The sequence below is a fragment of the Chlorobiota bacterium genome (genome assembly GCA_016710285.1).
In the GTDB taxonomy this organism is placed as follows: Bacteria; Bacteroidota; Ignavibacteria; order OLB7; family OLB7; genus OLB7.
In genome coordinates, this window is sequence record JADJXR010000001.1 from 2,442,933 (window position 1) to 2,455,843 (window position 12,911).

The 12,911-nt window shown below is 55.3% G+C and carries 10 protein-coding genes; 4 read left to right on the forward strand and 6 right to left on the reverse strand.

What is annotated here, in order from left to right:
* The first annotated feature begins 2 nt into the window (after nucleotides 1-2).
* Nucleotides 3-1,265 (forward strand): ABC transporter permease, encoded by a 1,263-nt coding sequence (locus IPM61_08750; GenBank protein MBK8911408.1) that lies wholly within the window; start codon nucleotides 3-5, stop codon nucleotides 1,263-1,265.
* A gap of 74 nt (nucleotides 1,266-1,339) precedes the next feature.
* On the opposite strand, the gene IPM61_08755 is transcribed toward IPM61_08750, so the two are convergent.
* From IPM61_08755 to nirK, 3 genes are all read right to left on the reverse strand, one after another.
* Complete coding sequence (locus tag IPM61_08755) at nucleotides 1,340-1,987, reverse strand: SCO family protein (protein MBK8911409.1); 648 nt, start codon at nucleotides 1,985-1,987, stop codon at nucleotides 1,340-1,342.
* An 8-nt stretch (nucleotides 1,988-1,995) separates the two neighbouring features.
* Entirely contained in the window at nucleotides 1,996-2,682 is a 687-nt protein-coding gene (locus IPM61_08760) for a formylglycine-generating enzyme family protein (GenBank protein ID MBK8911410.1), read from the reverse strand.
* Nucleotides 2,683-2,778: 96 nt separating this feature from the next.
* Nucleotides 2,779-4,218, reverse strand: a complete 1,440-nt coding sequence (gene nirK, locus IPM61_08765; protein MBK8911411.1) for a nitrite reductase, copper-containing — start codon at nucleotides 4,216-4,218, stop codon at nucleotides 2,779-2,781.
* Nucleotides 4,219-4,463: 245 nt separating this feature from the next.
* Between nirK and IPM61_08770 the strand changes: the two genes are divergently transcribed.
* From IPM61_08770 to ric, 3 genes are all read left to right on the forward strand, one after another.
* Nucleotides 4,464-5,708 carry an alginate export family protein gene (locus tag IPM61_08770; GenBank protein ID MBK8911412.1) on the forward strand — a complete coding sequence of 415 codons (1,245 nt, stop codon included), beginning with the start codon at nucleotides 4,464-4,466 and terminating at the stop codon, nucleotides 5,706-5,708.
* Between the two features lie 80 nt (nucleotides 5,709-5,788).
* The gene (locus IPM61_08775) at nucleotides 5,789-6,415 is read left to right on the forward strand and encodes a Crp/Fnr family transcriptional regulator (GenBank protein MBK8911413.1); all 627 of its coding nucleotides are present in this window, start codon (nucleotides 5,789-5,791) and stop codon (nucleotides 6,413-6,415) included.
* A 23-nt stretch (nucleotides 6,416-6,438) separates the two neighbouring features.
* The gene (gene ric, locus IPM61_08780; GenBank protein ID MBK8911414.1) at nucleotides 6,439-7,173 is read left to right on the forward strand and encodes an iron-sulfur cluster repair di-iron protein; all 735 of its coding nucleotides are present in this window, start codon (nucleotides 6,439-6,441) and stop codon (nucleotides 7,171-7,173) included.
* Between the two features lie 132 nt (nucleotides 7,174-7,305).
* Here ric and IPM61_08785 read toward each other — a convergent pair whose 3' ends face one another.
* The 3 genes from IPM61_08785 to IPM61_08795 form a co-directional block, all read right to left on the reverse strand.
* A complete protein-coding gene (locus IPM61_08785; GenBank protein ID MBK8911415.1) occupies nucleotides 7,306-8,193 on the reverse strand; it encodes a DUF4249 family protein in 888 nt (295 codons plus the stop codon).
* A 122-nt stretch (nucleotides 8,194-8,315) separates the two neighbouring features.
* The gene (locus tag IPM61_08790) at nucleotides 8,316-10,649 is read right to left on the reverse strand and encodes a TonB-dependent receptor (protein ID MBK8911416.1); all 2,334 of its coding nucleotides are present in this window, start codon (nucleotides 10,647-10,649) and stop codon (nucleotides 8,316-8,318) included.
* Between the two features lie 212 nt (nucleotides 10,650-10,861).
* Nucleotides 10,862-12,787 carry a hypothetical protein gene (locus IPM61_08795; GenBank protein MBK8911417.1) on the reverse strand — a complete coding sequence of 642 codons (1,926 nt, stop codon included), beginning with the start codon at nucleotides 12,785-12,787 and terminating at the stop codon, nucleotides 10,862-10,864.
* Nucleotides 12,788-12,911: the final 124 nt, after the last annotated feature.

Below are 12,911 nucleotides of genomic sequence, written 5' to 3' on the forward strand. Positions count from 1 at the left end.
CAATGAACTGGAATCGAATTTTGCAGATTGCCCGCTGGGAGTTCACGCAAAAAGCCAAAGCGAAATCGTTTATTCTTTCGTTAATCCTGACCCCGGCGATGATGCTGTTGTTCGGGTTTTTGCCTTCGATGCTGGCCGGCAAAGGGAACAGCAACACCGCAATTATTGGGCTGATTGACAGCACCGGAACCGTTGCCGCGCCGCTTGCCGAACGGCTGAAATTGGACACGCTCCCAAACGGCCAGCCAAGCTACCTGCTGCAACGCTATCCAACCACGCCAGCCACCACCGTTGCCATTGACTCGGCAATTGCCGCTGCGGACCGCGAAATCCTTGCCGAAAAAATGGAGGGTGCGGTGGTGATCCGCGACAGTGCCGGGGTGGTGGTTGCGAATTATCGTTCGGCCAATCCCAGTAATATCCGCTTGGTCAGCAGCTTCGAAAATCAAATCGAGAAAATTTTGAATGTGGAGCGAATGGTTGCTGCCGGAATTGACACCGCAGCATGGGGTCGCGCAAACCAATCGCTGACGATGGAGACAGTGAAAATAAGCGAGAAGGGTGCGGAAAAATCAGAGGGGTTTTTGCAGACATTTTTTGCTGCGTATATCGGCATCATTCTGTTTATGATCCTGGTGCTGACAACAGGGCAGTCGCTGGTGCGGAGCCTTGTTGAGGAAAAATCGAACAGAATTATGGAGCTTCTGGTCAGCAGTGGAACGCCGCAGGAATTGATGTGGGGGAAATTGTTGGGGTTAAGCGCGTTGGGGGCAACGCAAGTTGCGGCGTGGGTGATTATTGGCGTGGCAGCTGTTGGATATTTTGCCGTTGTGATCTCGCCAGATATTGTGGCATCATTTCCGTTGATTTTTCTCTATCTGCTGTTGGGGTATTCCTTCTATGCCTCGTTGTTTATCGGGATCGGCTCGCTTGTCACCACCGAGCAGGAGGCGCAGGTCATCACCAGTTATCTGACCATGCTGCTGGTTGCGCCAATGGCATTTGCGTTTGTGGTGATGCAGGACCCCGATTCTTTTTCCGTTACCGCGCTAAGCTACGTCCCATTATTAACGCCAACGCTGATGATGATCCGGCTTGTCACCAAAATGCCTTCGCCCACAGAAATTGCCGGAAGCATTGCGGTGATGGTTGCAGCAACCGGCGTTGTGATCTGGGCTTCGGGGAAAATTTTCCGCACGGCAATCCTGATGTATGGCAAACGCCCAACATTCCGCGAAGTGCTGCGGTGGTTGCGGGAGGCCTAAAAAAAACAGCTTCTGCAAAAAAAATACAGCCGCCCCGCAATGCTGCGGGGCGGCTGTTTGTATGAATAGCACGGTTATGCTGCTTTCAGCAATCCCCGCAATGCTGCCAGCGTTTCGGCTGGGTCCACTGCCAGGCCTTGCTGCTGGTGAATAATCATTCCCGAGGGGCTAATCACGTGGATGGTGTTCGAGTGGTCGAACCCGCCATCGGAAAGTTTTTTGACGCGCACCCCAAGAATATTTGCCATTTCCATTGTTGCGTCTTCATTGCTGGAGATCAGCGTCCAATGGTCGTTCAGTTGAAATTGCCCGGCAAATTCTTGCATCCGTTCCGGCGTGTCGCGCTCGGGGTCCATACTGATAAGCAGGAATCGAACCTTCCCCCGCTCCTGTGGCTGTAATTCGCGTTCAATTCTTTGAATATCAGCAACGATTCGTGGGCAGGCCGAAGCGCAATGGGTGAACACCATTGCGGCCACCGTCACTTCCCCGTGGAAACTGCTGAACGGAACCGAATCCCCTTTCTGCGTCTTCCAGACGGAGCTAAGGTTGTACACCGATTCGTCGGGGAGTTTTGCTGCGGTTGATCCATCGGCCGATGTTGTGCAGCATTCTTTCGATTGCTTCTCCCCAATATTTTCGCTGACGCTGCTTTTGCACGAAACCAGCAGCAAGCCGATCAGCAACGCCATTGCGATTACTCTGGTTGTTTTCGTTGTCATCTTCATAATTACCTCACGCATCGGAATCCCAAATTTGGCACGCAGTAACGTGCTTTAACGCTGGAGCGAATGGCGAACCGCATAAATGCCGGATAATTGCTTACGTCCTTCGATGCGAACGATCCGCCACCACAGAACAAGCTGTTATCCAAAGTGCTGTTCCCCCTTGATTCGCCGGTTGTTAGTGCGCTGTTAAAATCGTACGTCCATTCCCAAACAAGGCCGTGCAAGTCATAAACCCCATAATAATTCCGTGGGGTTAAGCCTACTGCTGGCGTGGCGTTCCCGCTTGGTTTCGATAGCACCTGGATTAGCCATTGACGGAACGCGGTGTCGCGGCTTCCATCCTTGCTGGTTGGGCTGGCTTTTGCGGCCAATTCCCATTCTGCTGTTGTTGCCAATCGCTTCCCTTCGCATTCGCAATATCGTTTTGCTGCAAACCAGGAGACGTTTACCACAGGGCTGTTGGAAAGGTATTGCGGGAACTCCGTATCGCTTGCCCAGTGGCGCAGGTAATTGGAGTCGGCATACAGCCGTTTTGCTGTTGATTTTTTCCAATCAGGGTATTTTTTGACGAACGCCAAAAAATCCGCATTCGTTACGGGGTAAACGTCCATGGAAAATGGCTTCACCGTGATCTTCTGGCTGTCGAGGGAGTACAGGGGGGTGTAGATTCCCCCCTGTATTTCCACCATCGTTCTTGCTGCCGGGCTTTGGTTGCTGATCCCAGCGGAAGCGAACCCAAGCATAAGAATAAACCAGATCATATCCATCCTGTTCGAGTATGCGTGCTACTTCTTCAGCTTCGCCACATCTTCAGCGTTCACTTCTCCGCCTTTATTTCCAAAGTTATTGAGAACGTAAGTCAGAACCGCTGCTGTTTGGGCATCGCTAAGGTTCTGCTTTGGCATCACCCCGTCATATTCTTTCCCGTTCACAGTGATTTTCCCGCTTAACCCATGCGAAACGGCCATGATCGCTTTTGATGGGTCGTTAGCGAAATAATCGGATCCGGCCAGCGGTGGGAATGCCTTCTCAATTCCTTTGGCATCGGCTTGGTGGCAGGCTTGGCAGTTGCTGGCATAAATGTTTTTCCCTTGGGCTAATTTCTCCTCTTTCGTCATCGGCTTTGCTTCAACAGCAGGGCCTTCAGGCATGGATTGAATTACGCCACCTTCGGGCTGATAAATACGGTCATCTTGCTGCCCAGAATAGAGATTCTTGTTGGGAGTGCCCTCGGCCATTAATACCCCTAACGCGCCCTTGTTGAAAGCTCTGAAAATTGAGTGGTCAACAAGAATAAAATCGCCGGGCACATCTAACGTGAACTCGGTCATGGCCGCGCCACCAGCGGGAACAAGCGTTGTCTGGATATTGTGGTCGGGGACGCTGCCACCTTCGCGGAAAACGTTGTCGAAAATTTCCCCAATGACGTGGAAACTAGAGACCATGTTCGGACCGCCGTTGCCAACGAACAACCGGATTTTCTCTCCGACTTTAGCTTTTAGTGCTGTATTTCCCGAAAGCGCACCTACTTTTCCGTTAAACACCACATAGTCGGGTTCTTCGCGCATTGCTTTTTCCATGTCGAATGGTTGCAACCCAGCTTCGCCGTAGGCTCCTTTTGTGTAAAAATCACCCTGGCACACGTAAAATTCGCGATCAACTTTTGGCAAGCCTTCTTTAGGCTCTACCAAAATTAATCCGTACATGCCGTTCGCAATGTGCATACCCACCGGAGCAGTTGCGCAGTGGTAGATATACAGCCCTGGATTTAACGCCGTAAAAGAAAATTGTGTTTCGTGGCCCGGCGCGGTAAATGTTGATGCTGCGCCACCGCCCGGCCCGGTTACGGCGTGAAGGTCAATGTTGTGAGGCAGTTTATTATCTGGGTGATTTTTAAGATGGAATTCCACAAAATCCCCTTCGCGAACGCGGATGAATTTACCGGGAACGGTCCCCCCGAACGTCCAGAAAACGTAGCTAACGCCATCCATCATCTGCATCTCTTTTTCCACTACCTCTAAATGCACAATAACCTTTGTTGGATGCTTCCGGGTTATTGGCGGAGGGACGTTTGGTGGATCGGTCAGCACGGCTGTCTCCTGGCCTTGGATCTCCTCCAATTTGCTTGCCGGATCGGCTTCGTTCTGATCGCCACAGCTTGCAATCAGAAGGCAAAGGCCTAATGCCCAGATTAACCCTTTGCCGCGTTGTGTGAAAAATTCCATGACGTTATTGGTTTAGCGGTTATGCGATTTCCCTCCCCTCATTTTCTTCTTTCTACCACGTTCACAATTGCAAGCTACGCCCAAAGATCGTGGGTAAACCATGATCTGAATCATACTTCCAGGGGGTTATGTGAAGTACGTTAGTGATGGCAAGTGTGGAAGCCAAAATTGCCAACATTTGGCGGCATCAACACCCGCTACGGAATCAATGGAGCAACAATAACCATTCCTGGAGAGACACCATCATGAAAATTCTCACAATGCGGATTTTTTTGGCCATACTTGGCCTGCTGATGTTTGCAAACATGGCCCAAAGTCAAACCGTGAAAATTATCGGGCAAGTGCGCGAACGGACGGAGCTGGACAACCGCTCGTTTTCCCAAAACCCGCACTTGGACCCTTTCCATTTATTGCGATCGCGGCTTGGGGGGGCGATTACCTTTAACGACCATCTGGGGGCAATGGTGGAGCTGCAAGATGCGCGCACGTTCGGCGCAAGCCGTACGGTGTTGAATAGCGGAGCCACAAGTTTGGATATGCGGCAGGGGTGGATTGAGCTTCGGGGATTGTTCGACAGCACGTTGACGCTTCGGGTGGGAAGGCAGGTGCTGGCGTACGGCAACGAGCGGTTGGTTGGCGCTTCCGATTGGGGAAATTTTGGGCAGTCGTTCGATGGATTGGTGGCAAAAACAACAATAGGGAGCGTCACCCTTGATGGAATCGCCGCCGCGATAGCCCGCAATCCCGCCACCCCGGTTTATACCCGTGACGTTTTTCTTGCTGGGTTGTGGGGTGGGTGGAAAACGGCTGGCGGTCCTGCCGACCCAACGGTCACAATCCAGGGATTTTTCCTGTTTGATAACCCCCGTTTCGATTCCGTTCGCCAAAACCGCCACACGGTTGGTGTGCACTCTATCGGCGCGTTGAGCGGGATTGATTATGAGGTTGATGGCGCGTATCAGTTCGGCGATTTTTTTGCCGGTGCGGCCCACCGCGATATCGCCGCAACGTTGGTGGGGGTGCGCTTGGGCTACACCATGAAGGAAGCCATGGGCCTGCGGATTGGCGCGGGGCTTGACATGCTTTCTGGCAAAGGGACAGATTCAACGAAACATCAAGTTTTCAACACGTTGTACGCCACCAACCACAAGTTCTACGGCCACATGGATATCCTTGACAATGCTGCCCAGCGTGGGGATATGGGGCTGCGGGACCTTATCATTCAGGCATCAGTTGCAACATCGGCCACCACAAAGATTGCGGCGGACCTTCATCTGCTTAGCCTTGCCAGCAATCCTGACGATTTGGGGATTTCCGGCGGAACGGCAACAATCGGAAAGGAACTGGACCTGACGTTTACGGCAAAGCTGTTCGATGCCTTCACCCTGCAAGCCGGATGGTCCCTGTTCGACGGCGACGGTGACCGCCTTGTGATTCGGGGAAGGAAGACGGTGTCGTGGGGCTTTGTTAGCGGCACGGTCAGTTTTTAATCAACTTTTTCCCATCTTCTGATATAGATCATAAGCCCGCCACTTCTGGTGGGGATAGTTTTGCATCAACAAGGTTCACGATGATCCCTGAGGAGATTCTTCGGCAGTATCAACCCCGGCTTGTGCAGCTTGCACGGGATGAGATGCTGTTTCAGCAAGGAGAGCGCGCCGCCCACTTCCACGTTGTGAAAAGTGGGCGGATAAAAATGGCAACGTGGAACGATCAGGGTCGGGAGTTTGTGCAGGGGTATTTCACCGAAGGGGAAAGTTTTGGGGAGCCGCCGTTGTTCAACAATCTCCCCTATCCAGCATCGGCGATTGCGGTGGTGCCCAGCCAAGTCTGGAAGCTCCCCTACGACCGATTTATTGAGCTGCTTCGCCAGAACTTCGATGTCCACATAAAGCTGACACAGGTCCTAAGCGGGCGGCTGATCTACAAATCCATGATGCTGACGGAGATCGCCGTTGAGGAAGCCGAGCACCGGCTGGCAACGCTGATCGAATACTTCCACCGTAACGACCCCACTGCCCCGGAAACCGGGGGAGCCTGGAAGGTCCCTTTCACCCGGCAGCAGCTTGCCGACATGACAGGGTTGCGGGTGGAGACAGTGATCCGTTCGATTAAGGGGATGGAGGGGAAGGGGGCACTGCGCATTGACGACGGGAAGATCATCTGGACCAAGCCGCGCACGTATCGAACAGAGTAACCATTAACCAGTAGCTAAAAACTATGATGAATCCAGCACAAACCACCGTCCGCGACGTTGTTGCCGCCGATTTCCGCGCAGCAGCAATCTTCCAACAACATGGCCTTGACTTCTGTTGCGGCGGCGGGCGAACCATTGCCGACGCGTGCCAAGCCAAAGGCGTTTCCATAGAGGAACTGTCGAAAAAATTGGAAGAGCTTGCCGCAACCCCTGCGGCTGGCATACCGCAGTTCAATCTCTGGTCGCCGGCGTTGTTGGTTGATTACATCGTTGGCAACCACCACCGCTACGTTCGCGAAACCGCGCCAACAATCTTGGCCCACGCCAAAAAGGTTGCCCGTGTGCACGGCGATCACCGCCCCGAAACAGTGCGGATTGCCGAACTGTTCGAAGGGGTTGTCCGCGAGCTTGACCAGCATATGCAGAAGGAGGAGGGAATCCTGTTCCCGGCAATTAAGCGGATTGCGGGGGGGGCGGGAAGCGCGCCCGCCGCAATGCCATTCGGCTCCATCCGCAACCCCATTCGGATGATGGAGATGGAGCACCAGGACGCAGGGAACGATATGGCCGAAATCCGCCAACTTAGCCACGACTTCACCCCACCAGAAGATGCCTGCATGACCTACCGCGTGTTGTACCAGGAGCTTCATGCTTTCGAGCAAGATTTGCACCAGCACGTTCATCTGGAGAACAACATCCTGTTCCCGAAAGCCGTGGAGCTGGAGCAAGGAACGGCAGCCACAACCGCAACCGCATAATCGGCTTCCTCAAACACAAACTCCTCCGCCGTTGCCCAGCGTGGCAATGGCGGAGGAGTTTTTTTGTGGGGTGCTGCGGCCAGCCAATGCGGCTGCCGGGGATGCCCGTGTGTGTGTTTGGAGTAAGCGATTTTACGGCTGATTCTTCGTCACAAAAACCTGCGACTCGACAATGGAGGCTGCGCCGAACACCCCCACACCGCCGCTGACGTTGGAGTACAACGGGTCGAACGTCGGGTTTGCGCCGAAGTGGGTCAGCTTGTACCAGCGGCCCATCGGGTCGTTGGCAGCATAGATGGTGACGGTGTGCCGCCCAAACCACTTGAATCCGGCCCAAACGGTCGGGGTCTCGTTGTGCAGCACAAAGCCCCAACGGCTAACGTCGTTGTACAGGGGCACATCTTTCTCATAGCTCCGCTCAATCCGGCGATTCCGCTCACCGGTGGAAGGCTCCAGATATTTCCCATACTCCAACGTATCCTCGCAGCGGATGCTGATAAGATATTCCACAACGTTTGGCGCAGTGGTCCAACGCAACTTCAGCGAGTCGGGCGATGGCAGGTTCAGCGTGTCAACGGGATATTGCAAAGATGATTTTGGCGGGCTGATCCATGATATCCGCTCCGGCGTTATGGTCTGGGCAGTGAGCAGGGCCCCATCGGCGGTGCGGACCTCAATCTTGTAGGTGGTGTTGGGTTGCACCCGCACCGTGGTGTCGGGGTAGAAATATCCCCCCGAACGATTGTCGTTCCGGTACTGCAACTGATAGACGTTGCTGCCGGTGATGATCTTCACATCGGCGTTGGGCACCCCACCTTTGTTGAACTTGAACGTGTCGGTGACGGCTTGCGAGCGGGTAAGGTAGATGTTCGTGATCGGCTTATCCACCAGCAGATACCCCTCAAGCGCATATTGGGGGATGTAAGCGTCCGGCGGTAAATCCTCGCACCCAGTGGCGCTGAACAGCAGCGCAACCACGGCAGCAGCAATGGCAATGCGGTTGATGATAGATGTATTCATGGTGTTGGTTTTTTTTATCAAGGTTCAGTTGACGCAAGTAATCGGAGGGGGGAAATGGCTTCCCCCAATTCTGAAAGAGAATGGCTTCCCCCAATTTTTAGAGAATGGCTTCCTCCGCTCTTTTAGAATTTCACCTCCAAAGCCACCGTCGGAAGAATCGGCAGCAAGCGGACATCGGTTACTTCTGTGACTTCCTTGGTGGTGTCGTAGTAGCGGAACCAGATGTCGCGGCGGGAATAGACGTTGTAGATGTCAATCAGCAGCCGCGCCGGAAGCCCGAACAGCGTGGTGCTGTAGTTGGCGTTGATGTTCAACTGGTGCGAGGCCGGAAGCCGCAACGCGTAGCGGTCCGCAGGAATCACAACCGGAACCCCAGGGTCCTCCCCAGGAAGATTGCTGTTGAACCGCGAGGTTGCCCCGGTGTACGATTGCCCACTTTGCAAACTGAAGGATGCGCCAATCTCCCAGCTATCGCTCAGCTTGTACTGTGCCACAATTTTCAGGTCGTGGCGGCGGTCGTATTTCGGGCGGAACTCCCTCCCCTGGTTGACGCTGTCAAATCTGGCGTTGATATACCCCAGCGCGTAGCCAATCCATCCGGTGAGGTTCCCGGTCTTTTTCTGCAAGAAAATCTCGGCACCGTAGGCCGTCCCGTTTCCGCTGAACAGGTTGTCGGCAACGGTCTTGGCGTTGGTCTCGTACTGGTCCAGCTCGTTGATGTTGTAGAGCTTCTTGTAGTATCCCTCCACGTTCAGCCCGTAGCCTTCAAAAGGGGTGGTTTCTACGCTGAAAATGTATTGCTCGGACCGCCCCGCTTCGATCGTGGAATCGGTTGGAAGCCATGTGTCGAAGAAGCTGAAATCGGGAAGCGAAGCAAGGTGGAGATATTGGTGATAAATCCCCCACGCGGCCTTGAAGGCGATATCCTCCTGCCATTGGTAGCGAAGCGCGGCGCGTGGGTCGAACGTGACGGTGTCGGAAAGGTTCGCATAGTTGGCACGCAATCCGGCTTGCAGCGATAGCAGATCCGTAAGCTGGTAATTGACCTGAGCATATCCAGCATGGACCCAATCATCCACCGTAAGGTTGGTTGCTGCGCCGCTGACCTGCCCCGACTGCGCGGTGGAGTCCTTCCCTGTGAAATTCTGAAGGTAATGGAATTGGTACTTCGTTCCCTCGTAGCCAGCTTTCAGGGTTAGCTCGTTGCTGGCAAACCACTCCACCGCTGCCTTTGCGGTGTAGTCGTTGATGATATTCTCCATCTTTATCTTGAAGCCCGACTGATCTCCGCTAAAACCATTGTGGTATCGGCTGCCGCTAAGGTTCACAACGGTGAACAGGTTGTCGCCAAAGATGTGGGTCCAACGAAGCGCGCCGGTGCGATTGCCAATCCCGATGTTGAAATCGAATCCAGCACCTTCAATCCCCAACTCATCCTCGCTGATAAATCCGCTAAGCGACACACGGTCGTTGTCGGTGATGTCCTGGGTGATCTTGGCGTTCAGGTCGTAAAAATTGAAGGTGGGAAGTGGGTTGGCTTTGTCCTCGGGAAGCAAGCCAAGCAGCAAGTCCAGATAGGTGCGGCGGCCCCCCACAAAGTAGGACCCCTTGCCCACCGGCCCCTGCAGCGACAACCGCGACGACACCGCCCCGATGGACCCCACCCCTTCGAACTCATTCCGGTTCCCATCCTTCTGCGTCAAGTTCAGCACTGCCGACATCCGCCCGCCGAACTCCGCCGGAAATCCCCCCTTAATCAGGTCAACATCCTTGATGGCATCGGGGTTGAAGGCGGAGAAGAATCCGAGCAGATGCGAAGGGTTATAGACGGTGCTGCCATCAATCAACACCAGGTTCTGGTCCGGCGAACCGCCACGGATGTACAAGCCGCTGGAGATTTGCGAGGAGGTGAGAATGCCCGGCATATACTGCAACGAGCGGAAGATATCCGACTCCCCACCAACCCGAATTTGCCGCAGTTGCTCCACCGGGATGCTCACCCGGCTGACATCAATCTGCCGCTTCTCCACTTCCTTGTCGGCGGTGACGGTGATCTGCTGTTTGGCGACGGCTTTGGGGGTAAGGGTAAAGGTGATTTTCTTCGATTCATTCACGCCAATCTCCATCTCCTCTTCCTTCCGTTCGTATCCCACCGAACTGATGGAAATGGTGTGGCGGCCAGCGGGGATGTTGGGGATGGAGAAGTAGCCGCTTTTGTTGGTGTATGCCCCTAACTTGGTCCCTTTGATTGCAACCGTCGCGCCAATCACCGTCTCCTGCGTTTCGATGTCGGTGACGTAGCCGTTCAGGGTTGCCCCGGCAGAGGTCTGTTGCTGGGCATGGGTTGGCAGCGCGCCAGCAACCAGAGCAGCGGCCAGCATCATCAGTGCTGCCGCCGCTCGGGTCCATGCTGCTCTGCGTCGTCCGTTCGTTGTGTGGTGGTGTACGGTGGTCATAATGTTTCGTGTGTTCGTGCCGAACCTGTGTTTGATTATGGTGGGTTGTTGCAAACCTATGGTGAATACGGGTGCCGGTCATGTACCAGAGGATACACCGGCGGGTTGATTTTTTTTATGGCGATGCAAGCATCGGGGCGGCTGATACCAGCCAATCGCAGCGGGGTTGCATGGTGGAAATGTCAGAAGATGTAGAGCCTTAAGCTGTTCGGTTAGTAGCGTTGGCTGACGGTGATCTCCACCAGCGTTGTTGCTGCGGCCAATGGCTGCTCGATGGAGATGGCCTGCACCGCCACTTGGCGTTTCCCCTGCTTGCGGAGCGTTTCGGCAAGGGTGTCGCGGATGGATTGCGGGTTGTTGATTGGCGCGGCGGCAATCGTCACCGTCGCGCTGTCGTGGACGTTCGCGGCAATCCGGTCCAGCTCGGCTGCCGATACCGACAGCAGAATATGCCGGCGGAACACCTGCTGCGCCAGTTCCTTCCCCGCCGGCGCGGAAGCCACCGCCAACGCGTCGCGGGCAATGGTGGTTGCCCCGGTGGAGTCTTCAACAACAAGCTCGGCCTGCAGCAATGGCATTGCCCCGCCAACGGTCGCATCCCCCAGAAGCAGCCCGGCATCAAGCCCCGTGCTTTCGCCGTCGGTGTTCCGCAGCGTGGCGATTTCCCTGCCGTTGCGCAGCACCGTCACGCGCCACCCTTTTGTGCCATGCTCCGCCGTAATCTGCGGCTCGATCCCCACCGCCGTTGCCGCCATTTCCTGCTCAATCCATTCCACCGAAACCGGAAGCAAAATTTCGGGGGAGGCCGAAGCAAGCGTCACGGCGGCTTCGTTGCTGCCGCGCCCTTTGGCGGTGGCAATGGTGACTCGCGCTGGCTGAATCCCCCACACGGTTGTTAGATATTCCCGAACCGCTTCGGCGCGGGCGCGGGAAAACCACGCCGGCTCGCTCCGCTGTTTCCCCCCGGTCAGCGTCAGCCGCGATTGCGGAAGGTTGGCCATTCTGAAGCCAACAATATTCAGTGCCTGCCCCGCAAACTGGGCAGCATCAATCCCCGCTACTGAGTCTAATGTGAATGTTGCGGCGGCGGTGCGGTCAAGCCGGTGGTAACGGCCCGGAAGCGATGCCGAATTGGGGTCGAAACTGATCTGGTCCGGGATGGAGCCTTCCACCTGGTGCAACGTCCGCTTTGGTTGCAGCCACAGCGTATCGCCACGGCGGCCATCGGCGGTCTCGGAATAAAAATCCAGCGTTGCCATCAGCGACGGTTTTTTGGATGCTGGAGGAGGGGGCGTTGCCGAGGAAGAATCGGTGGCGGCGGCAGCAGCGGGTGGAGGTGGCAGCTCGGCAGCGATCGGCTCGGCGGGGACAATCTCCCCACGGGTGTTTCCGAACAGGAGTGTGAACCCTGCGCCAATGCTTCCCATGATCCCTGCCTCGTTGGTTGGCCGATCGGTTGGCATAACCCCCCCAACCTTGGCGTAAATGCTTGGGAGCAACGCGCTGCCGAATAGGAACGGAACCTCGAACGATGCCCGAATCCCAACGCCAAAGGTTCCAACGGCTTCCCGCGTTGTCCGCCCGGAATCAATGGTCTGGCTGGTTTGGCCGTTGCCGAAGCGTGCGTCGCTTGGCTGAAGAACGGTTTCGTCCTCCTTCCATTCTGGGAAAATTCCGATCCCGCCCCAGGGACCAGCTTCAAACCGCGCAACACTCCCCATTTGGGCGTAAAACATCAGGTCCCACTGGGCGGCTTGGCTGAAGAAATCGTAGCGGTGCTCAATCGTCGCCTGGGCCGATGCCCCGCCCGTGGTTTGCAGCTGGCGGCCTGTGGTGCTGGTGGCGTGAAGGTTGTACTGGGCGTAGTTCATGGTGGTGGATAGCCCAATCCCTTCGCCGAATAACTTGGGGAAGATCATGGTGAAACCGGCCCAGGGGACTTCGGTGTAGTTGCTGTACGGGTCGTATTCCTGCGTTCCGCTGGCCGAAAGTAGAATGCCGCGGTCATAACCGGTCCCAAGCCCCATCACCGCGCCCGGAAGCCGGCGAACCTGTGCCGATGCTGGCGCAGCTGGGGCAAAGGTCAGCAGTAGAATGATGCTGGCGATGAAAGTTATTTGACGTTGTGGCTGTATCATTGCCGCATTCCGATGAGTAGTGTTGATGCAAGTGCTGTTCTTTGCTTGATCGCGATTGGCGGCGTGTGTTGCCCGGGTTCTTCCGTTTGGTGGCTTCGCACATCGTGGATCACACCGGAGACAA